Source organism: Pseudoalteromonas sp. SG45-2 (genome assembly GCF_014164115.1).
GTDB classification, from domain to species: Bacteria; Pseudomonadota; Gammaproteobacteria; order Enterobacterales; family Alteromonadaceae; genus Pseudoalteromonas; species Pseudoalteromonas distincta.
The window spans coordinates 22299-43891 of the sequence record NZ_JACJEO010000006.1 but is presented as its reverse complement, the minus strand read 5'-3'; the positions used below and the strand labels follow the sequence as shown (position 1 = coordinate 43891).

The window sequence follows — 21593 nt, the reverse complement described above, 5'->3', positions numbered from 1 at the left end:
AAAGCATAGAAATTACGAGCTTTGCTCGTCACGCCAGCAAGCTGTGCGTCAACAAGCTTGGTGCAAAAGTTTGATATGTTGTCGGCGTGAAGCTTGCTCACGCGAAAAGCGCAGCTTTTAATTCTTTAACGCTACATTTAATAAAAGGCACAAGCCCCTCAAAAACTTATTTACCACACTCTTTACACTCTGAATCTTTAATCACTTTAAAGTGCTGTTGTTTTAAAGTGAGCGCATCAAAGGTTATAAACACACCTCCCTCTGCATGCCCCAGCAATAAGTTGAGCGTAAGTTGCGCCTGCATAGAGCCAATTACACCAAGTAACGGGCTAATAACCCCTGCGTTACTGCAATTGATAACTGGTGTAGCTTCGCCCTGTGGAAAAACACAGCCATAACACGGGCTATCACTTTGCCTAAAATCAAAGCCCATTAATTGCCCTTTGGTTGCGAGTGCAGCACCCGAAATTAACGGTGTTTTATTGCTAATACAATAACGGTTAACACTATAGCGAGTACTAAAGTTATCAGAGCAATCAAGTACTATATCAGCACCTTTGAGCATGTTAGCTGCATTACTCTCATCTAGCTTTTGACAATGCGTTACTATGTTTATTTGATTATTAAGACTCGCTAATACTTTACCCGCTGCGGCGACCTTGCTTTGTCCTAAGTGATTTATTTTATAAAGCACTTGGCGTTGTAAGTTTGAAAGCTCCACCTCATCATCGTCAATTAAAATAAGCGTTCCAATACCTGCAGCGGCTAAATATAAAAGCGCTGGGCTACCTAGACCACCAGCCCCCACTACTGCAACCGTTGAGGATTTAAGTGCTAATTGCCCTTCAAGCCCAACTTCTTCAAGCAACAAATGGCGGCTATAACGCAGAGTATCTTTATCGCTGAGCTTATCCATTAGACTGGTTTATAACACTTTTCAGCGCGCTAATCGCAGCAGTATAATCATCTGCTTCACTTATGGCTCGTACTACCGCAACACTGCCTACACCTGTATCTGCAACCTCGCTTGCACGGCTTAAATCAATCCCGCCTATTGCTACTGTTGGGTAGCTTTGCATAAGTGGTACAAACTTAATCAGCTTTTCAAGGCCTTGTATTTGACCTGTCATATCTTTTGTTGTGGTTGGGTAAATAGCGCCAAATGCCATATAACTAGGGAGATAATTATGCGCACGTAGCATTTCATAAAAACCATGAGTAGAAAGCCCAAGCCTTAACCCAGCGTCTTTAATTGCCGCTAAATTAGCAATGTCTAAATCCTCTTGCCCTAAATGCACGCCATATGCACCGTGCTTAATAGCTAACTGCCAGTAGTCATTTATAAATACCTGTGCGTTGTATTGCTTGCCCAGCTCAACAGCATGCTTAATGAGCTCATCAAGCTCGTCTTGCGTTTTATTTTTAACGCGTAACTGCGCTGTTTTAATACCTTGTTGTAAGCACTTTTCTAACCAATCGGTACTATCTACAACTGCATATAAGCCAAGCGATTTACTTTCACATGGAGCAAAATCAGCAGCCATATTAAAATCAAGCGGCACATCAAAATCTAATTCATCACCCAGCCAGCTCCCTGGCTCAATTACTTGTGGGTAGTCAGCTAAATTAGTGGGGAACGATGTATGAGCAACCGGTCCAATCCCTTCGCCATAGCGTACCGACTGTTTTAGCCCTTGGTTTATATATGCTTTAGCTAAAATAAAGGCATCTTTTAATGGGTAGTCTTTAGCTAAACACGCAGCAATGACCGAAGCCATGCTACATCCGGTGCCGTGGTTATGCGGTGTTTGTATTTTTTGATTACCTAACCAATATTCTTCGCCATTTTGTGTATTACTATCAATACAATAATCAATGCAGTAGCCACTTGGGTAATCCCAATGCCCGCCTTTAATAACAACGGCTTTTGCACCCCAGCTTAATAGCTTATTAGCCGCTTCTTTTATTGCAGCCGGGCCAATTAAATACACACCGGTTAATAACTGTGTTTCGTGGGTGTTTGGGGTTATTACATCCACCAGCGGCAGTAAACATTCTTTTATTGCACTTACCGTGTCCTCTTCTGTTAGTAAGTCACCGCTTGAGGCAATAGCGACAGGGTCATATACAATAACGGGAGGCACAGGCCACTTAGCTTTATAATGACTTATATGTTCGCTGATCAACTGAATTTGCTGCACATTGGCTAACATGCCAATTTTTATTACTTTGGCTTTCATGTCTTTTTCAAGCGCAAGTAACTGCGATTCAATAATATCGGTAGACACTGCATTAATAGCCTCTACGCCTAAACTATTTTGTGCAGTAAGCGCCGTAATTGCCGTGCAGCCATGTACACCAAAACTTTGCATTGCTTTTATATCTGCTTGAATACCTGCACCGCCGCCCGAATCAGATCCGGCAATTGTCCACACTACGTTATTCATATTCTTTCCTTCACTGCTGATGCCAAAATGGCATACCCATTGTTGGGGTTGATGGGGCTGCAACGTCTTTTTCAGGCATTGCTTTTGCTTGATATGCAAAGCGCCCTGCTTCAACTGCGGCTTTAAATGCGCGGCTCATAGTAATTGGGCAGCCCGCCCCTGCAATGGCTGAATTTAATAATACCGCATCATACCCCATTTCGAGTGCTTGGCAGGCATGCGATGGCAAACCTAAACCTGCATCTACAATTAATGTGGTATCGGGTAAACGCTCTCGAATAGTTTTTAAATTATAGCTATTTAACAAGCCTTTACCGGTGCCTATTGGCGCCCCCCACGGCATAAGCACCTCACACCCTAGCTCATTTAAGCGCTGGCAAAGTACTAAGTCATCGGTGCAATAAGGCAGTACTTTAAAGCCATCATTAATTAATATTTTTGTCGCTTCAAGTAGCGCAAAAGGGTCAGGCTGTAAATTGTAATCATCGCCAATCAGCTCCAGCTTAATCCAATCGGTGGCAAATACCTCTCGGCACATTTTTGCAAGCGTTATGGCTTCTTTAACACTGTGACACCCTGCGGTATTAGGCAGTATTTTTAAACCTGTATTTTTTATTAATTGCCAAAAGTCATCACCCGCTGCTGCACTTTGTTGGCGTCTTAGCGACACAGTTACTATTTCAGCCCCAGAGGCAACTATCGATTGGGTCATAATATCGGGCGACGGATAAAGCGCAGAGCCTATCAATAAACGACTCTTTATTTGCTCTCCATAAATAGTTAAACAGCCTTTAGTTTGCATGAGCTTTATCCGCCTTGAATGGGCGATAGCAACTCAACACTGTCGCCTTCATTAAGTACATAGTTACTGTGCTGACTTTGTGGAATAAATTCGCTATTAACAGCAACAGCAAAAGGCGCGGCTGCACCAAAACTTTGAAGTACCTCAACGAGCGCTTTGCTATTAACATTAAGTAGCTCGCCATTAATTGTAATGTTCATTTTATTCTCACTCTATTCGTGAAACTGCTTGCGCCACTAATGCCGGCGCCAACATATAACCATGTCGATATAAGCCGTTAATGCTAATTACATTACCAACTTGTGATACTTCTGGGCGGTTATCGCTAAATGCAGGGCGTAATCCGGTTTGAATATTAAGTAGTCGTGCTTCGGCAAATCCGCTGTGTACGGTATAAGCCGCTGAAAGTAACTCAAGAGTTGATCGCACTGTTGCGGCGCCGCTATCTTGCGATTCGATTTCGGTCGCACCAATTACATATTCATGATTAGGTTTAGGCGCTATATAAATTGGGTAACGCGGATGCATTAAACGCACAGGTCGCGTTAAATTTACTTCAGGTGCATATAGTCTTGCTACTTCACCGCGCACACCTCTAAGCGGTTTATCGCTTTTAGCACCAAGCCCACGACAATCTATAATATAGTCAAATGGCCGATTATTTATTTCGCCGTTTTTAATGGTTACGCGCTGGTTAAACACACACTTAACTTTGCGCTTGTTGAGCATGGTAAAACTTGCTTTATAAAAGGCTTGGTTATCTATTTGCCCCTCGCAGGGTAAAAATAGACCTTGGTTAAACCGATTAGCAAGCTCTGGCTCTAACTGCGCTATTTGCTGAGCATTTAATGCCTGAGCGCTGTGCCCTGCTATGGGCTTTATTCTCTGAGTAAAGCTTTGTAGATCGCCCTTATCTTGCTGATGCGCAACGACCAATGTACCTTGCTGCTGAAAAAACACATCCCCCTCAAGTTCACTCACTATTTCTGGCCAGCGCTTCATTGAATCAAGCCCCATTAAAGCTAGATCAGCCTCACACAATACCGACTCAGCCAGCGGTGCCAGCATGGCTGCTGCCACTTTACCGGCGCTATTTGGGGTTTGCTCATCGTCTGCTTCAAACACCGTTACATGATGCAACTTACTTAGCTCAAGGGCAGCTAAGCGCCCTGCTAAACCAAAACCCACCACAGCAATGTTATAAAACATAAAACCTCCAAAAGCAGTTATTAGTAGGTGCGAACTCACTCGCACTTCTTCAATGTTTAAAGAAGCGAGGTATAAAACCTCACCTACATCTGTATCTAACTTATTCCTATACCGCTTTGTGGTAAATTTCTGAGCCTGTTTGCTTAAACTGGGCAGATTTAGCTTTCATCTCGGCTTCTACATCAATCATTTTTATTTCAATAGCCTCGCCAGCATCATTTGGATCAATACCGCGTGTTTCTAAATCTTTAGCGTAATCGCGTACTTCTTGGCTAATTTTCATAGAGCAAAATTTAGGACCACACATGGAGCAAAAGTGAGCTACTTTGCCTGATTCTTGCGGCAAGGTTTCATCGTGATATTCACGAGCACGGTCAGGGTCTAAACCAATATTAAATTGGTCATGCCATCTAAACTCAAAGCGTGCTTTTGATAGCGCATTATCGCGCTCTTGCGCGCCTGGGTGCCCTTTTGCTAAATCAGCGGCATGCGCTGCAATTTTGTAGGTAATTAAGCCTTCTTTAACATCTTCTTTATTTGGCAGACCTAAATGCTCTTTAGGTGTTACATAACACAGCATTGCACAGCCGTACCATGCTATTTGAGCCGCCCCAATACCCGAGGTAATATGGTCGTACCCTGGTGCAATATCAGTCGTTAGCGGGCCTAATGTATAAAATGGCGCTTCGTCGCAATGCTTTAATTGCTCATCCATATTGGCTTTAATCATGTGCATTGGTACATGACCAGGGCCTTCAATAAATACCTGTACATCGTGCTTCCACGCAATTTTAGTCAGTTCACCTAATGTGCGTAGCTCACTAAACTGCGCTTCATCGTTAGCATCAGCAATAGAGCCTGGGCGAAGTCCATCACCAAGTGAAAAACACACATCGTATTGTTTTAAAATTTCGCAAATGTCTTCAAAGTGCGTGTATAAAAAGTTTTCTTTGTGATGCGCTAAACACCACTTAGCCATAATTGAGCCACCGCGCGACACAATGCCGGTCACGCGTTTAGCCGTCATTGGTACATAACGAAGTAATACACCGGCGTGAATAGTAAAGTAATCAACGCCCTGCTCGGCTTGCTCTATAAGCGTATCGCGGAAAATTTCCCACGTTAAATCCTCAGCCACACCGTTTACTTTTTCAAGCGCTTGATAAATCGGTACTGTGCCAATAGGGACAGGCGAGTTACGTACAACCCATTCGCGCGTTTCGTGAATGTAGCGTCCCGTTGATAAGTCCATCACGGTGTCTGCGCCCCAGCGGGTAGACCACACCATTTTTTCTACTTCTTCTTCAATAGATGAGCTAACCGATGAGTTACCAATGTTGGCATTAACTTTTACTAAAAAGTTACGACCTACAATCATAGGCTCTGTTTCTGGATGGTTTATATTATTTGGTAAAATAGCGCGACCGCGGGCTATTTCGTCGCGTACAAATTCTGGGGTAATAAATTCAGGAATACTCGCACCAAACGACTCGCCTTTATGCTGCGCGGCAAGTAATTCTTTACGAATTTCTGCACGTCCCATATTTTCACGAACAGCTACGTATTCCATTTCAGGGGTAATAATCCCTTGGCGTGCGTAGTGCATTTGCGTTACGTTTTTACCAGCGACACCACGGCGAATTTTTGGAAGGTGATCAAAGCGAATATGATCCAACCCTTCATCTGCCATGCGCTGCTGCGAAAACTGCGACGTCACTGATTCTAAAATTTCGGTGTCACCACGGTTTTCAATCCATTGTTCACGAAATTTTGGTAAGCCTTTGCGCACATCTAGTTTAAAGTTAGGATCGGTATACGGGCCCGACGTATCGTAAACACGTAGCGGATCGTTTGACTCATAAACAGGGTTTTCATCTGTGCCGCCAATAAACGTGTCACTTAACGTGATTTCACGCATACCAACACGCACACCTGGTTGAGTACCTTCAACGTATACTTTATGAGAATTTGGGAACGGTTGACCCGTTAAGTTATAAATATATTCAGACGCGGCAGCACGAGTTTCTCGGCGTGACGCTTTATTTGTAGTATTTGACATGACTTGCCTCATTGCTTAAGGGTTGTCTTGTCAGATATTCCGAGGAATAGAGAAAGATCGTAAAGTAGCGTACATGCTACTTTGCAGCCTAAAAAATAAATCACTTTATTGTGCGCATAAAAAAAGACGCACAAGCGTCCCATTTTAGGCAGCTTGTTCCCTACGCAGGTATTAACCTGATCAGGTTCACGGATCCCGCTTTCGCGATCTCAGCCAAAAACTAATTACTTAGCTTTGGCACTCCGACAAGTATTGATATATAAATTTTGTTCGTCGATTCGAAGATATTATTCAACAAATCTGCGCTGAGTGTACGTCAGTTAAAAACTGCCCGCAAGGGGCTGTTTTTCAAAAACTTAAAATTATTTAGGGATAAACACAAATGTTTGCTCGCCTTGCATGACTAATTGCTGGTCTTGCATTTTAAGCTCTGCACCTTGCTTTAAGGCTTGTAATAACTGCTGCTCAAACTCATCAAGGTCTTCGCCGCATGACTTGCGCGTCATTCCTAATTTACTTACGGTAAGGTTACTTTCTTCAAGCGAGCCTTCACCAAAAAATTTGTTACAGCCAGCAAAACCGTTTACTTGCAGTGCTTCAATAAAGCTCATTGATGCATTAAACGAAGGTGGAATTGCTAAACCATCAACACGTGATAATTGCCATTGGGTGTATTTAAGCTGCTCACTGGTAACCGTCCCTGTTGATGCGCAACCAACACATAAACCGACTATAAGCATCGGTATTGCTGCTAATTTCATGCTACTACTAACTAATTGTCTAATTAATGTAATAGTAACAATATTTATGCCCTTTATCCGTTAAAAATGCATGTTTTAAATGTAAATTTTTGTTCTATGATAGTTTAAAAGTTGTCCGATTAAGTACTAAGTTGTAGTTTTGAATACGTTATCTATTTGCTCTGGTAAAAATGGCCTACCTTTTTCATTAACAGACGTTCCTATAACCAGTGCATTGAGCATTACTTTTTCATCGCTTTTACGTATAACCGTTTGCTTAAAGGCAAATTTTAAACGACTAATACGCTGCGGCTCTACAGCCACATAAAATTCATCACCTGGTAATAGTGAATGTTTATAGTCCATTTCGCTGCGCATCACGACTAGGTTAATTTTATCTTTTGCTAACTGAGCAAAATCAATACCGTGTGCGTACAAGAACTCATGTCGAGCATGCTCTAAATAATTAAAATAGACGCTGTTGTTTACAATACCTTGTAAGTCACATTCGTAATCACGTACCTTGAAGTCAACTTTAAAGGTCATATTAGTAATCCTGATTATTTAACGTATAATTGCCGCGTTTATAGCACATGTGTTTAAATAATTGCTACCATACGAGTCCCTAAAATGGAGTTAAGTAACCCAATGAACTTACGTTTGTCTTTAATTACTGCCGCACTTTTACCGCTGCTTGGTGCACCAATTGCAGCTAACGCTGATGATAGCGACCTAGAAAGAATTGTTGTAACCGGCGATTTTCAGCGCGAAAGCATTCAAACTTTAAGCGCAAGTGCGAGCTTATTCAGCGAAGATGAAATTAATCAACGTGGTGCAAGTTACTTAGACGAAATGTTAGGCAGTACCGCCAATGTAAATTTTGCATCTGGTGCGTCGCGCGGTCGTTATATTCAAATTCGTGGCGTGGGACTTCGTTCACAATTTGTAGACCCTATTAATCCATCTGTAGGCTTAGTTATTGATGGTATTAACTATTCTGGCCTTGGTGGCAGTTCATTATTATTTGATATAGACCAAGTAGAAATTTATCGTGGCCCACAAGGTACACGCTTTGGCGCAGACGGTATGGCCGGTATGATCCAAATGGGTTCAGCTAAAGCCACAAGCGATCCAAGCTTAAAATTACAAGTAGGTGCTGGCACATACAACACCCGCGAAGCAGGCATTGCAGCAAGCACTGGCTTAACAGATGACACTAGCGCACGCGTTAGCTACTTTCGTAGAAAGTCAGACGGTTACGTAGATAACCTGTACTTAAATGACGAAACACAAAATCAAGACGAACAAGTAGCCCGTTTTAAATTAAACAGCCAGCTTACAAAGCATTTAAATACTGAGCTAAACCTGCACTATATTGATATAAACAACGGCTATGATGCGTTTACGCTTGATAACAGCCGCAATAGTGTTGCCGATGAACCAGGACAAGATAATCAACAAAGCTACGCTATAGGCGTTAATAATACTTACACGGGTTTTGACGCTTTTGATGTAAACCTAAACCTATCGGCTATTGATACCGAATTACTTTACAGCTTTGACGAAGACTGGGTATGTAACGATACAAGTGAGCCAAAGTTATGTGCTGCTGGCTTACATCCAGATGGATACAGCTATGAAGACGCTTACTATCGCGATCGTGATGATAGAGCAGCTGAATTACAGCTCAGTGGAAAATTAAAAAATTGGGTCTTGGGGGCATATTACCAAGTGCGTGATGTAGACCTTGACCGTCAACGTAGAAAATTTTCTGAATACCAAACCTTTAATTCTCGATATGAAGTAAGTAATACTGCGATTTATGGCCAAGTAGAGACATCAATTGGTCCAAAAACTACATTAATTACTGGTTTACGTGTAGAGCAATACCAAGGTGACTACACCGATAGCAATGGCTTTATAGAAGATACTGACGATGTAATGGTTGGCGGTAAAATTGCGCTAGAGTATCAGGTAATTGATCGTACGATGATCTACACCAGCATTACGCGTGGCTACAAAGCTGGCGGTATTAATTCAGAAGCACTGGCTACAGCAAAAGATGAAGGCTTAAACCTAAGCGCTGATTTTCTCCAGCAGCACACCAGCTTCGACCCTGAATATTTATGGAGTGGCGAATTTGGTGTTAAAGGTTCATCGCTTGATGACAAATTTACACTTCGCTTAGCCGCATTTTACATGCATCGTGACAACATGCAGTTAAAAGGATGGTTAATAGAAGATCAACAATTTACCAGTTATGTTGATAACGCAAGTTCTGGCAGCAATTACGGACTAGAAGTTGAAGGAAGTTACCAACTAACCGATAACCTGTTTTTAACAGGTAGTGCTGGTTACTTAAATACTGAAATAGACGATTTTGTTGCTAGATCTAATATCTATCAAGCCCCTTTAAACCAAGACGGTCGTGAGCAAGCACAGTCACCTAAATACCAGTATGCGTTTACTGCTCGCTATAACTTTACAAGTGAGCTTTACGGTATGATTGGTGTTGAAGGTAAGGACGATTACTACTTCTCAGACAGTCATAACTCACAAGCACCAAGCAGCAACTTAGTTAATTTAAGCTTTGGCTACGAAGCAGACATGTGGGCAGTTCGCGCATGGGCTCGTAATGTATTTGACGAAACAGTCCCTACACGTGGTTTTGAATTTGGTAATGACCCACAAGATGGTTACGCAACGCATACCTATACACAATTAGGTGAGCCTCGCGTAGCAGGTGTTACGTTCACACTTAATCTGTAAAGCATAGCCGTTGGCTTTCAAATGAAAGCTACAGCAAGCAATAAAAAAACACCGCGTTTAATTTAAACGCGGTGTTTTTTATTTGTAGGTGAGGTTTTATACCTCGCTTTTTATAAAGTTAAATTACACGAGCGCGAAATAAATTCGCACCTACAAGTTTGTCGTAGGTTGTTGGGGTTGATGTTTATTGTAGGTGAGGTTTTATACCTCGCTTATTTATAAAGTTAATTTACATGAGCGCGAAATAAATTCGCACCTACAGGTTTTCCACCTACGCCTACAAGCCAAGCATCACGCTCTTTGCATATCAAACGCGATTACGTCTTTAATTTTTTCTTTATTTGTTGCGAGCATTACAAGCCTATCTATACCCAAAGCCACCCCTGCGCACTGTGGTAATCCATGCTCCAGCGCTTTAATTAAACGCGTATCCATTGGCACTTGCTTTAAACCGTTTTCAGCGCGGTATGCGTTATCTTCATTAAAACGTTTAGCTTGCTCGCTGGCATTTGTGAGTTCGTTAAAGCCATTCGCCAATTCCATATTTTTGTAATAAAGCTCAAAGCGCCCTGCTACGCGTGTATCGTGTTCACAAATTTGTGCAAGTGCCGCTTGAGAAGCTGGAAAGTGATACACAAAACATGGCTTATCTTGTCCTATTATTGGCTCCACTTTCATACAAAATAATAATTGCAGTAAGGTATCTTTATGCGTTTCATTTTGGGCTATATCAGCAAACCCCTGCTCACACGCTAGCTGCTTTAATTGCTCTATATTTGCGGTTAGCGGGTCAAGTCCGAGTGCTTGTTCAAACGCTTGCTGATAGGTAAGTCTAGTTGCAGGATCGACACCTAAAACAAGCTGCATTAGTTCATCCATTTCATCCATAAGTGCAAATTCATCAAAGCCTGGGCGATACCATTCCAGCATAGTAAATTCAGGATTGTGATGGCTACCCGCTTCTTCATTTCTAAATGCTTTACAAAGCTGAAAAATAGCGCCTGAGCCTGCTGCTAACAAGCGTTTCATGGCAAACTCTGGAGATGTTTGTAAAAATAAAGGAAGCCCACCAGCATGCCCTGGACCTACAAATGTGGTATTAAAACTAGCTAAGTGCACATCGGTTACACTGGCAGCACTTAAGCTTGGCGTTTCTACTTCTAAAACATCACGTGCATAAAAAAATTCACGAATGCTACGTAATATCGCTGCGCGTTGTTTTAGTGTTTCAATGCTTGCGCTTGGTGCCCAAAGATCTGCTGACATATTTTCTCCAAAAAAAAATCCCAGCGTAAGCTGGGATTTTATAAACAATGTTAAAGCTTACTTAACACGGCTTACGTATTCACCGTTACGAGTGTCTACTTTAATTACTTCGCCAATTTGTACGAATAATGGAACTCGTACTACAGCGCCTGTGCTAAGCGTTGCTGGTTTACCACCAGTACCCGCTGTATCGCCTTTAAGGCCAGGATCTGTTTCAGTGATCTCAAGCTCAACAAAGTTAGGTGGTGTAACAGCAATAGGGCTGCCATTCCATAATGTAATTGTGCATAAATCATTTTCAACTAACCATTTTACTGAATCGCCTAGTGCTTTTTCGTCAGCAGCAATTTGCTCAAATGATTCATTGTTCATGAAATGCCAAAATTCGCCATCTGTATATAGATACGCTAAATCAGTATCCATTACATCAGCACCTTCAACTGATTCACCCGATTTAAAGGTTTTTTCAAGCACCTTACCAGAGATAAGTTTACGGATACGAACACGGTTGAACGCCTGGCCTTTACCAGGTTTTACCATTTCATTTTCTAAGATACTGCAAGGCTCGCCGTCCATCATAATTTTTAGGCCGCCCTTGAACTCGTTGGTGCTATAATTCGCCATCGTTTCCTCTATTTATATTTTTTCGAGTAATCTACATGCCAATGATACAAAGAAATGAAGCAAATTTGCATAAAAACTGGCAAAAAGAATTAGCAAATGTAGTTACCTGCCCAAAAACCTTGCTTGAAATGGTCGGTTTATCGAGCCAAGTCCATGAAAACGACCTAAAAGCCCGTAGTTTATTTCCGGTACGCGTGCCTATCCCTTTTATAAAAAAAATACGCAAAGGCGATCCAAACGATCCTCTTTTATTGCAAGTCATGCCACGCCATCAAGAATTTTTAACTAAGTCGGGTTTTAATAAAGATCCCCTACTTGAGCAAGATAACGAACAACCCGGCCTTTTACATAAGTATAAATCGCGTGTTTTAGTAATGTTTAAAACCGGCTGTGCAGTCAATTGTCGTTACTGCTTTAGAAGGCATTTTCCGTATCAAGAAAACCAACTTAATAAAAAAAACCTGCTTGAAACACTGAGCTACATAAAATCTGATGCCAATATAAACGAAGTGATTTTAAGTGGTGGCGATCCGCTGATGGCCAAAGACGATGCAATAAGTTGGTTTTTAGATGAGCTTGAGCAATTACCACAAATTAAACGAATGCGAATTCATAGTCGTTTACCAGTAGTTATACCGGCGCGAGTAACCGATGAGCTATGTGAGCGATTAGCAAAGTCGCCATTAAAAATTATTTTTATTAATCACATAAACCACGCCAACGAAATAGACGCTGACTTTAAAGCAGCCATGCAAAAGCTTAAACAAGCAAACGTAACGCTTTTAAACCAAGCTGTAATTTTAAAAGATGTGAATGATACGCTCGATGCGCAAATAAATTTAAGCGAAGCGTTATTTGACGCAGACGTATTGCCGTATTATTTGTATTTGCTCGATAAAGTTGAAGGGGCCAGCCACTTTGATATTAACGAAGAAGACGCTATAAAAATAATGGCAGAGCTATTAAAAGCCCTGCCTGGATTTTTAGTGCCTAAATTAGTGAGAGAAATAGGTGGTCAAAAAAGCAAAACACCTATCGATCTTAAGCTAATTTAAAACAGCATTTAAACGTATATATTTACGTTGTTACCCAATGATGCAGTTACCGACTTAGCCGGTGTTTGTGCACTTGACGATTGTGCAGCACCTTCAATAAGTGCAAGTGCTGCTGCGCCATCTGCTAGTTGCTGCTTTTTAGATAAAGCAGCGCTATAAAGCTCACTGCCTTGGCCTGAGCCAGAAACAGCGGGTAAACTTGTGCCTGATATATTCATATAACAAACCTGACTTTTAAATGTAATCCAAGTATTATGTCGGCCATGCAGTACAAAGCTTTAGGAAAACCATGGATTCAATTATTGAACAACTCAATACTAATTTAAAAATTGTTTATCGTCAGGCGCTTGATGCCGACAAAAAACTCGATGAACTACAACAGCAAGGCCATGGCAAATTTAAAGCCTTATTTGCACAAGATGCTGGTTTTAGCTTTGAAGCTAAACGCTTTAAGCCGTATGTTCTTGACGTAGCCGCTGACGTTGAAAGCTTATCTAACGATGGTTTTGATGAAGAAAAACTTAAAACAACCGTTATTAAGTTACAACAAATACTCACGCTGTTAGCTACTTTTAAGTAAAGATTAAAAAGCAAAAATGCCGCTATTTAGCGGCATTTTTATTTTAAGTTAATCTAAACTTGGTAATATTTGCTCACCAAACCACTCTGTTAATAAGCGTTTTTCGTAATATAGTGATTCGTCGCGGCCCATTTTAATTTTATCCATAAAGCCCATATCTTTGAGCTCCACATCAGTATCTTTACTAAGCACTGTACCGTCGTTATCGGTTAACGAATAATTAAGCTTAATGCGTGGAAAGTATATTGGTTTTACTACACGAATTTCCTCCATACCACCATAACGCACATCTCCCGCTAAATCTAAATCAGTAAACTCTACGTTTAACTTATAATCTTTTGGTAGTTGCTCAGCTAATTTAGACATATGTTTTTCAAAACTTGCCGCAATACTTTTGTGATACGAGCCCTTAGCTTGGTTAGACGCTCGCACATCACGATAATCATTAAAGTCATTCCATTTAACAACAGACTCACCAGCATGGGCAAGCGCAGGTAATGCGATACACATTGTTGTTGCTATTTTTTTAACTAAATTCATATCTTTCTCCAAAGAGGTAACCAATCACAAAAGTGTGGATTGGAGTAAACCTAGCATCAGCTATTACTAAAGCTATTTTAGCACTTGTTTATTAACTATAACTTAATCTTACGAATCAAGTGTTACTTGTTTTGCACAAAATGTAATCAAAAGTATTTAATGTGCTGATATCAAAAAAATACGATTAAAATCATATAAATTACAGATAAAACATGTAAATCACCTCTATTTATGGTGAAATTAACTTAATTGATAAAAGGTACCCACGGAGCTTTCATGACTATTTTAGTAACCGGTGGCGCAGGCTATATTGGCTCGCACACTGTTTTAGAACTTTTACAGCAAGGTAACGATGTTGTTGTTATTGATAATTTAAGTAACTCATCACAAGAATCACTTGCGCGCGTAAAAAATATAACAGGTAAAGAAGCCACTTTTTACCAAGGCGATATTCTCGATAAACCCTTTTTAGATTCTGTATTTGCAAAACACACGGTTGATAGTGTTATACATTTTGCGGGTTTAAAATCAGTAGGCGAGTCGGTTGCAAAGCCAGTTGAGTACTATCAAAACAACGTTCAAGGTACGCTTACGCTTGTTGATGCGATGCGCGATGCGGGTGTATTTAAATTAGTATTTAGCTCGTCAGCCACGGTTTACGGCGACCCAGCAAGCTTACCAATCAAAGAAGACTTTCCTGTAGGCGGTACTACCAACCCTTACGGCACATCTAAGTTAATGGTTGAAATGATGCTACAAGATATCGCTAAATCAGATGAACGCTTTGCGTTTGCTATTTTGCGTTACTTTAATCCAGTGGGTGCACATGAGTCGGGCTTAATTGGTGAAGATCCTAATGGTATCCCAAATAACCTTTTACCGTTTATCGCACAAGTAGCGGTAGGTAAATTAAAGCAACTCGCTGTATTTGGTGATGACTACGACACAGTTGATGGCACTGGTGTGCGCGACTATATACACGTTGTAGATTTAGCTATTGGCCATTTAAAAGCGCTTGATAAAATTGCCAGCAGCACAGGTGCATTAGTTTATAACCTAGGTACTGGTAACGGGTATTCTGTACTACAAATGGTTAATGCATTTATTAAAGCAAGCGATCAGGCTGTACCCTATCAGGTTTCACCTCGCCGCCCTGGTGATATCGCAGCGTGTTATGCCGCACCAGAAAAAGCACTTAATGAACTTGGCTGGGAAGCAGTGCGCGGTATTGATGAAATGATGCAAGATACCTGGCGCTGGCAGTCAAATAACCCTAACGGTTATAAGGGTTAAGCAAAAACGGCAAGTGAGAAAACATAGTAATTATGTAGTTTTGCTTCTCTAAAGCGCAGCGTCCTCTTAGCCTCTTTGTGAATAAATCACTTAAAATCTTATTGCACAAAGAGAAGTAAAAGAGGAGTAAATGAGAAGACATAAAAACATAGTAATTATGTATTTTGGGTTCTCTAAAGCGCAGTGACCTCTTAGCCTCTTTGTGAATAAATCACTTAAAACCTTATTGCACAAAGAGAAGCAAAAGAGGAGTAAATGAGAAGACATAAAACATAGTAATTATGTATTTTTACTTCTCTAAAGCGCAGCGACCTCTTAGCCTCTTTGTGAATAAATCACTTAAAACCTTATTGCACAAAGAGAAGTAAAAGAGGAATAAATGAGAAGAAACCAAAACCTAGAAATTACGAGCTTCGCTCGTCACGGCAGCAAGCTGCGCGTCTACAGGTAATTTAACTACAGCGTTAAGTTTTGGCTGTAAGCGTAGCGCTTACCACGCGAAAAGCGCAGCTTTTAATTACTTATATTTAAATACTTATATCCAATATTTAATAACGAGTATATTCGTTATGTCTGTGCCCACTGTCTTAGTAAGTTATGGTACACACCTGTTAATTGAATAATCTCTGGGCTATCTTCTACTTTGCTGCGCAAACTTTGAATCGACATATCTAAATCAAACAATAACCCGCGTTTTTCATCGCTGTTTACCATGCTTTGCAGCCAAAAAAATGAGGCTAATCTGCGCCCACTCGTTACTGGCATTACACGATGTAAACTCGTTGAAGGGTACAACACCATACTGCCTGCGGGCAGCTTTACACTGTGTGAGCCATAAGTGTCTTCAATAACAAGTTCACCGCCCTCATAGTCTTCAGGGTCATTAATAAATAACGTCATTGATACATCTGTACGAATTTTTACTGGCGTACCCGGCACTTGTCTAATTGCATTATCTACATGCACACCAAACGATTGCCCGCCTTGATAGCAATTAAATAACGGAGGAAAAATTTTTGCAGGAAGCGCTGCCGACATAAACAAATTACTACGCGCAAGTGCTGCCATAATAATATCGCCAAGCTCTTGGCATTCAGGACTATTTTCAGGTAGCTGTAAGTTATTTTTTGCTTTGGTTGATTGATGACCTGCGGTAATACTGCCATCGGCCCACTGTGCTTTAAGCAAAACCTCATGGCAATACGCCACTTCTTCTTTCGTTAATAGCTCTGGAATTTTAACTATCATGTGCGCCCTCTCACATTTTCATCAAATAATTAAGGGCAGGTAATAGGCCTGCCCTTATGCTTACTTTTATTTTTTAATTTGTTTTAAAATTAAAAAGAGTAGCTCGCTGTTAAACTAAACTTACGACCATCACCTGGTACAAAGTGTCCACCACCTAACTGATCAACGTAATCTTTATCACCTAGGTTTTCACCATTAAGCTGCAGGCTCAAATCTTTTGATATGTCATACGCAACCATCAGGTCAAAAATAGTATAACCTGGCGCACGAGAGCGTGTTGACGTAGTGCCGTTGTAACGCTCACCTACATACTGCGCACCTAAACCAAACGATAACTTATCCGACATATCGTACGTAGTCCAAACACTTGCGCTATTTTTAGGCGTACGCGCAAGCTCGTTACCAACTTGAGTTGCGTCGTCGCCTAATGCTTCAGTTACTTCGCTATCTTGGTAAGTGTATGAAGCAATTACAGTCCACTCTTTAGTAATTAGGCCCGTTGCTGAAAGCTCTAAACCTTGAACGCGCTGCTCACCACCGAGTATTTCGTCACTTGAGCTATCTGCAAATGGGTCATCAGTACGGGCATTGGTTTTTTCAGTACGGAAAAGTGCAGCATTAGTTTGCAGGCGGCCATCCATTAGGCTCCATTTAGTTCCTAATTCATAACTGCGGCTTTCTTCTGCGTCTAAATCAGCTGCATTTGAACGCGTAGATACCGTTAGGCTTTCCGCTGATGGATTGAATGAATTACCTGCGCCTAAATATACACTGCCGTTCTCTGTAGGTTTATAAACTACAGCTGCATTCCAGCTAAATAAGTCGTCACTTGTAGAAATTAAAGCGCTTGGGTCATTGTAATCGTTGTGATAATCCGTAGTGAAGCTATCAAAGCGAATTCCACCTGTAACTTCCCATTGCTTGTTAAGCGTCACTGTATCAAATGCATAAATAGCTTGGTTTTTAGCTTTAGCTTCAATGCTTGTACCATCACGGCCGTACACACCCGTAAATGCAATTGTTGCGTCAGGGTTGTATAAGTCGTTACGTATTCCATCTTCAATTAGGTTATCAGGCGTAGTTGCAACAAAGTTATGGCGTGTAAACGTTTCATTTGCAAGTTCAACACCCACTACTACGTCGTGAGTAAAGCCAGCAAATTCATAGTTACCAATTAAATCAACTTGAAGTGCAGCAAGTGAATTTTCAGTATCACGTGTTTTTTCATCTGCAAAGGTAATATCAGTGTCTGTTGTAACCGAGAAATAACGCGGTGCAGTTGTTACTGACTCACGCTTAACTTTACCTAAACGACCTTGCACACGTAACGTAGTATTTTGAGAAAAATCATACTCATAACGAGCTGTTGTTGAGTAAGCTTCAATATCTTCGTAATCACGGTAAATATTACCGTAAAAGTTATCAAAGTCGACAGGAGAAGGTGAGCGTGCACTATCTGCAAGTTCAGCTACTGGCGTATCACTGTAAACCCAAGGAATACCATAATCTGGTAAATTGTCTTGGCGTTGATACTCTAGGTTTAAATCAAAACGGCTGTTTGTACCAAGCCCTGTTGCAAATGCAAACGCAACAGCATTGGTTTCGTTTTCAACATGATCGCGACCTGCAACATCACCTTTATCAGTAAGAAGATTAATACGTAGTGCGCTTGTGTCGTTTACTTGAATGTTAGTATCAAAACGACCACGGTAATCGTTTTCTGTACCTAAACGTAGAGAAACGTCGTTAAAGTTGTCTAACTTCGCCTTTTTACTTTCTAAATTAACACTACCACCTGTTGCGCCACGACCAGAAACTGCAGAGCCTGGGCCTTTTGCAACTTCAACGGCTTCAATGTTGTAAATATCACGTGTGTAACCTGCAACATCGCGAATACCATCAACAAAAATATCATTTGTTGCACTAAAACCACGAATCGACATGCTATCGCCAGTAGGTGAGCCACCCTCACCTGCTGCTAAAGAAATACCTGAAACATTACGCAAAGCATCACGTAGGCTATCTACGTTTCTGTCTTTCATTACCGCTTGGTTGATTACTGTTACCGTTTTAGCTGTATCGAGTAGCGGTTGAGTGTATTTATGCGACGTTGATTTTTCTACAACATAACTAGACTCAGTTTTAGTTTCTGCTTTGGTTACCGATAGTTCTTGAACATCCTCTGCACTTGCCCAAGTTGAAAGCGTAGCTGTAACAACCGCTGCAATTGGCTTCACGTACGCATTTCCTTTATTCGATGGCTTACTCATGGTTACTCCGTAGTTTTTATTAAGCACTTAACTATTGTTAATTTAAGGTACATATTTAATTTCGGCGAAATCCTACCACTCAAACAAGGCAATGTAAACGATAACTGTTATCAATTGCATTGTTATGTGAATTCCTATATTGTATACACACTCAAAAATTAACAGTAATTACGTCCTTGTAATTGCTTGTCGTAACTTTCAGGATTGTTGTTAAGTAATGCGAAGCTTAATTAAACCAATTAGCGTAGTTATCGCGCTTTGTAGCACTATGGCAGTAAAAGCCGACACTGTTAGTGAGCTAGAACAACTCGTTAATAAATGGCTACAAATAGAAAATCAAAACACAGAATTAAATACTCATTGGCTTGAACAAAAAAGCAGTATGGAGCAAACCTTAACGCTTCTAAATGCTGAGCAGCAGCAACTTAGCGAGCTTAATCAGCGAAGAAAAAAAAGCACCAGTGAGCTTGCCCAAAAACGCGAACAGCTTGTTACTCAGCAATCAGAACTTGAAAATGATCAACAGCAATTAAATGATCAACTAGCACGTATTTCTGGGCAATTACTTTCATTACAAGTGCAATTACCCCCGCCACTTTTAAGTAGTTGGAAAAACGCCGGTGATTTAAGCGACTCACAACTCAGTACAACTGACAAATTACAAACAGCGCTAAAAATGCTGACCCTACTTAATGATTTTCAACAACGTATTTCTATTCACGAAATGGCTATTAAGCATCCTGACGGGCAAGAAGTGTGGGTTAAGCAGCTTTATTTAGGTGCAGCTCAAGCATGGTTTGTAAGCGAAGACTTAAGTTACGTAGGTATTGGTTTTCCAAGTGACTTAGGTTGGCAGTGGGAGTTTGATTCAAGCATTAATGCTGAGCAAGTTGCACTGGGGATTGCTGTACAGCAAAAAAAGCGCGCTGCTGATTGGGTAACACTCCCAATATTAAGTTATGTAAATAAAAACCAGCAAGGGGCTAAATAATGGCTACTAACAGCATAATTGCAGCATTTAGCGCCACAGTGTTACTTTTTAGTGCAAATATTTCTTTTGCAGCTAGCAGTGATGATGCTAAACAAAGTATTTTAAGTGATATTAAAACAGCGCAACGTACTCTAAATAAAACTCAAAATAGTATTTCAAAAGAGCAAGCTACCCTTGCAAAGCAAATTTTTACCAAGCAGCAATCTCTCAGTAAATTGCGCGCGCAAGCAGCCGTTAATCGCCGTCTAGCTGACGAAAATACGTTAAGCCTCGATCAGTTACAAACCCGATTAGACACTTGGCAACAGCAGCAGCAATACCAATTAAACTTACTTAGCCGTTTTGTGCGCCAAAATACCAGCAATAGTGCTAGCAGTAACGAGTCGACTAATAATCAAAACGAGTTATTAAACCGCGTTATATCGCAAATTAATAATCAAGAACAGGCACTTTACCCACACTTTAATAAGCAATCGATTGTGCTCAGTAATGGCGAATTAAGCCAAGCTAGTACTCTTCAAGTAGGGCCTGTTGCATGGTTTAGTACGCAAACACCTAAACTTATGGGCTTATTAAATTTGGATGATGAATCTAGTGCGCTAAAAGTAGCGTTAGTGCAATCAACAAGTGACGATAACCCACTCGACAATACTTTAAATCAAAACGGTGCAGGCTCAACATTACTTACTTTTGATCCTAGTTTAACGCACTTAGTAACTAGCCAAGCCCAACAAGAAAGTCCGCTTGAACACTTAGAAAAAGGCGGCTTATGGGCTATCCCTATTATTTTGTTTGCCTGCTTTGCACTAACTATTGCGCTATTAAAAGCCGCACAACTACTGCGTTTAAGTAAAATTAAAATGCACTCTCAAATGCAATTACAGCAATTTTTTAAAGCTGAAAATAGCAGTGAATTTGCAGGCATGCAGCAGCAGTTATTTAACTTAACGCTGCAAAGCGAAAAAGGCCAAATACGAGACGATCAATTATTTAATCAATTAATTCACGATAAGCATAAACTCGATAACTTTATTGGCGCTATTGCCGTTACAGCTGCAGTAGCTCCACTACTTGGCTTGTTAGGTACTGTTAGCGGCATGATCGAAACATTTAAAATGATGACCTTGTTTGGCTCAGGCGACCCAGAAGTTGTATCGGGCGGTATCGCACAAGCCCTTATAACAACTGAATTGGGTTTAGTCGTGGCCATACCTGCTCTGGTATTAAATGCACTGCTATCGCGTAAAGCAAAAGCGTATTACAGCCAGCTAGAAGGCTTTGCATTACAGCTTAGTCAACTAGAAAAAGGAGAAACCAATGTTTGAGAAAATCGTTAGTAACCCTATTTGCTGGTGTATTCTTTTACTCGCTTTATTTGTATACCAGCTGATTTTTCATGACTTACTACACCTTAAACAATACCAAGCGCAGCGCAAAGGTTATTGGCAAGAGGTTAGCTCTATTTTAACTGCAGCGCTTCCGCTACTTGGTTTATTAGGCACCATTGTTGGTTTGCTTGATACATTTAAAGTAATGGCGCTGGGCCATAACGAGCTAATGAGTGACGCCATTGGTGATGCATTACTAACAACTCAATTGGGCCTTGTGTGCGCTATTCCTGCGTGGTTAATGCAAGCGTATTTAGCGTATTCGCAGCGTAACCCTAAATTACATACGTTAAATAAGCAGTTAGGGTAACA

General features: G+C 40.9%; 21 protein-coding genes and 1 riboswitch. Of the genes, 7 read left to right on the top strand and 14 right to left on the bottom strand.

Translation table 11 applies throughout. The features are described from left to right. Positions 1 to 166: 166 nt before the first annotated feature. The 8 genes from H5116_RS05495 to H5116_RS05460 form a co-directional block, all read right to left on the bottom strand. On the bottom strand, positions 167 to 916 hold the full coding sequence (locus H5116_RS05495) for a HesA/MoeB/ThiF family protein (RefSeq protein ID WP_182693472.1): 750 nt from the start codon (positions 914 to 916) through the stop codon (positions 167 to 169). Beyond that, a complete protein-coding gene (gene thiE, locus H5116_RS05490) occupies positions 909 to 2447 on the bottom strand; it encodes a thiamine phosphate synthase (RefSeq protein ID WP_182693471.1) in 1539 nt (512 codons plus the stop codon). The genes H5116_RS05495 and thiE overlap by 8 nt, the downstream gene beginning before the upstream one ends. A gap of 10 nt (positions 2448 to 2457) precedes the next feature. After that, the gene (locus H5116_RS05485) at positions 2458 to 3249 is read right to left on the bottom strand and encodes a thiazole synthase (protein WP_182715707.1); all 792 of its coding nucleotides are present in this window, start codon (positions 3247 to 3249) and stop codon (positions 2458 to 2460) included. A 5-nt stretch (positions 3250 to 3254) separates the two neighbouring features. Continuing rightward, a complete protein-coding gene (gene thiS / locus H5116_RS05480; RefSeq protein ID WP_024606375.1) occupies positions 3255 to 3449 on the bottom strand; it encodes a sulfur carrier protein ThiS in 195 nt (64 codons plus the stop codon). A 7-nt stretch (positions 3450 to 3456) separates the two neighbouring features. Then, on the bottom strand, positions 3457 to 4458 hold the full coding sequence (locus H5116_RS05475) for an FAD-dependent oxidoreductase (protein ID WP_182715706.1): 1002 nt from the start codon (positions 4456 to 4458) through the stop codon (positions 3457 to 3459). Between the two features lie 106 nt (positions 4459 to 4564). Further along, positions 4565 to 6517: a phosphomethylpyrimidine synthase ThiC gene (gene thiC, locus H5116_RS05470; protein WP_220487434.1), complete on the bottom strand. Its 1953-nt coding sequence runs from the start codon at positions 6515 to 6517 to the stop codon at positions 4565 to 4567. Positions 6518 to 6657: 140 nt separating this feature from the next. Then, positions 6658 to 6772: riboswitch (TPP riboswitch) on the bottom strand. Positions 6773 to 6879: 107 nt separating this feature from the next. Beyond that, a complete protein-coding gene (locus tag H5116_RS05465; protein ID WP_010555269.1) occupies positions 6880 to 7278 on the bottom strand; it encodes an META domain-containing protein in 399 nt (132 codons plus the stop codon). Between the two features lie 126 nt (positions 7279 to 7404). Continuing rightward, positions 7405 to 7803 carry a thioesterase family protein gene (locus H5116_RS05460; RefSeq protein WP_010555268.1) on the bottom strand — a complete coding sequence of 133 codons (399 nt, stop codon included), beginning with the start codon at positions 7801 to 7803 and terminating at the stop codon, positions 7405 to 7407. An 84-nt stretch (positions 7804 to 7887) separates the two neighbouring features. On the opposite strand from H5116_RS05460, the gene H5116_RS05455 reads away from it, so the two are divergent. Beyond that, positions 7888 to 10026, top strand: coding sequence for a TonB-dependent receptor (locus H5116_RS05455; RefSeq protein WP_182715705.1), 2139 nt, complete (start codon positions 7888 to 7890; stop codon positions 10024 to 10026). 291 nt (positions 10027 to 10317) lie between these two features. Here H5116_RS05455 and epmA read toward each other — a convergent pair whose 3' ends face one another. Both epmA and efp read right to left on the bottom strand, forming a co-directional pair. Continuing rightward, complete coding sequence (gene epmA, locus H5116_RS05450; RefSeq protein WP_182715704.1) at positions 10318 to 11292, bottom strand: elongation factor P--(R)-beta-lysine ligase; 975 nt, start codon at positions 11290 to 11292, stop codon at positions 10318 to 10320. A gap of 57 nt (positions 11293 to 11349) precedes the next feature. After that, complete coding sequence (gene efp, locus H5116_RS05445; RefSeq protein ID WP_182715703.1) at positions 11350 to 11916, bottom strand: elongation factor P; 567 nt, start codon at positions 11914 to 11916, stop codon at positions 11350 to 11352. A 41-nt stretch (positions 11917 to 11957) separates the two neighbouring features. Here efp and epmB point away from each other — a divergent pair, with 41 nt between their 5' ends. Then, positions 11958 to 12971, top strand: a complete 1014-nt coding sequence (gene epmB / locus H5116_RS05440; protein ID WP_182715756.1) for an EF-P beta-lysylation protein EpmB — start codon at positions 11958 to 11960, stop codon at positions 12969 to 12971. A gap of 8 nt (positions 12972 to 12979) precedes the next feature. Here the strand turns inward: epmB and H5116_RS05435 are convergent, their stop codons facing one another. Further along, entirely contained in the window at positions 12980 to 13189 is a 210-nt protein-coding gene (locus tag H5116_RS05435; protein WP_002960797.1) for a hypothetical protein, read from the bottom strand. A 71-nt stretch (positions 13190 to 13260) separates the two neighbouring features. Here H5116_RS05435 and H5116_RS05430 point away from each other — a divergent pair, with 71 nt between their 5' ends. After that, positions 13261 to 13551, top strand: coding sequence for a hypothetical protein (locus H5116_RS05430; protein ID WP_002960798.1), 291 nt, complete (start codon positions 13261 to 13263; stop codon positions 13549 to 13551). Between the two features lie 48 nt (positions 13552 to 13599). On the opposite strand, the gene H5116_RS05425 is transcribed toward H5116_RS05430, so the two are convergent. Continuing rightward, a complete protein-coding gene (locus H5116_RS05425; protein WP_024606381.1) occupies positions 13600 to 14091 on the bottom strand; it encodes a DUF3016 domain-containing protein in 492 nt (163 codons plus the stop codon). 276 nt (positions 14092 to 14367) lie between these two features. Here H5116_RS05425 and galE point away from each other — a divergent pair, with 276 nt between their 5' ends. After that, positions 14368 to 15384, top strand: a complete 1017-nt coding sequence (gene galE / locus H5116_RS05420; RefSeq protein ID WP_002960801.1) for a UDP-glucose 4-epimerase GalE — start codon at positions 14368 to 14370, stop codon at positions 15382 to 15384. Between the two features lie 567 nt (positions 15385 to 15951). Here galE and H5116_RS05415 read toward each other — a convergent pair. Further along, positions 15952 to 16632: a Fe2+-dependent dioxygenase gene (locus tag H5116_RS05415; protein ID WP_002960803.1), complete on the bottom strand. Its 681-nt coding sequence runs from the start codon at positions 16630 to 16632 to the stop codon at positions 15952 to 15954. A gap of 89 nt (positions 16633 to 16721) precedes the next feature. Continuing rightward, entirely contained in the window at positions 16722 to 18902 is a 2181-nt protein-coding gene (locus tag H5116_RS05410) for a TonB-dependent siderophore receptor (protein ID WP_182715702.1), read from the bottom strand. Positions 18903 to 19119: 217 nt separating this feature from the next. On the opposite strand from H5116_RS05410, the gene H5116_RS05405 reads away from it, so the two are divergent. The 3 genes from H5116_RS05405 to H5116_RS05395 are packed head-to-tail and all read left to right on the top strand — an operon-like array spanning position 19120 to position 21591. Further along, complete coding sequence (locus H5116_RS05405; protein WP_182715701.1) at positions 19120 to 19893, top strand: DUF3450 family protein; 774 nt, start codon at positions 19120 to 19122, stop codon at positions 19891 to 19893. Next, the gene (locus tag H5116_RS05400) at positions 19893 to 21218 is read left to right on the top strand and encodes a MotA/TolQ/ExbB proton channel family protein (RefSeq protein WP_182715700.1); all 1326 of its coding nucleotides are present in this window, start codon (positions 19893 to 19895) and stop codon (positions 21216 to 21218) included. The genes H5116_RS05405 and H5116_RS05400 overlap by 1 nt, the downstream gene beginning before the upstream one ends. Continuing rightward, on the top strand, positions 21211 to 21591 hold the full coding sequence (locus H5116_RS05395) for a MotA/TolQ/ExbB proton channel family protein (protein ID WP_182715699.1): 381 nt from the start codon (positions 21211 to 21213) through the stop codon (positions 21589 to 21591). The genes H5116_RS05400 and H5116_RS05395 overlap by 8 nt, the downstream gene beginning before the upstream one ends. Positions 21592 to 21593: the final 2 nt, after the last annotated feature.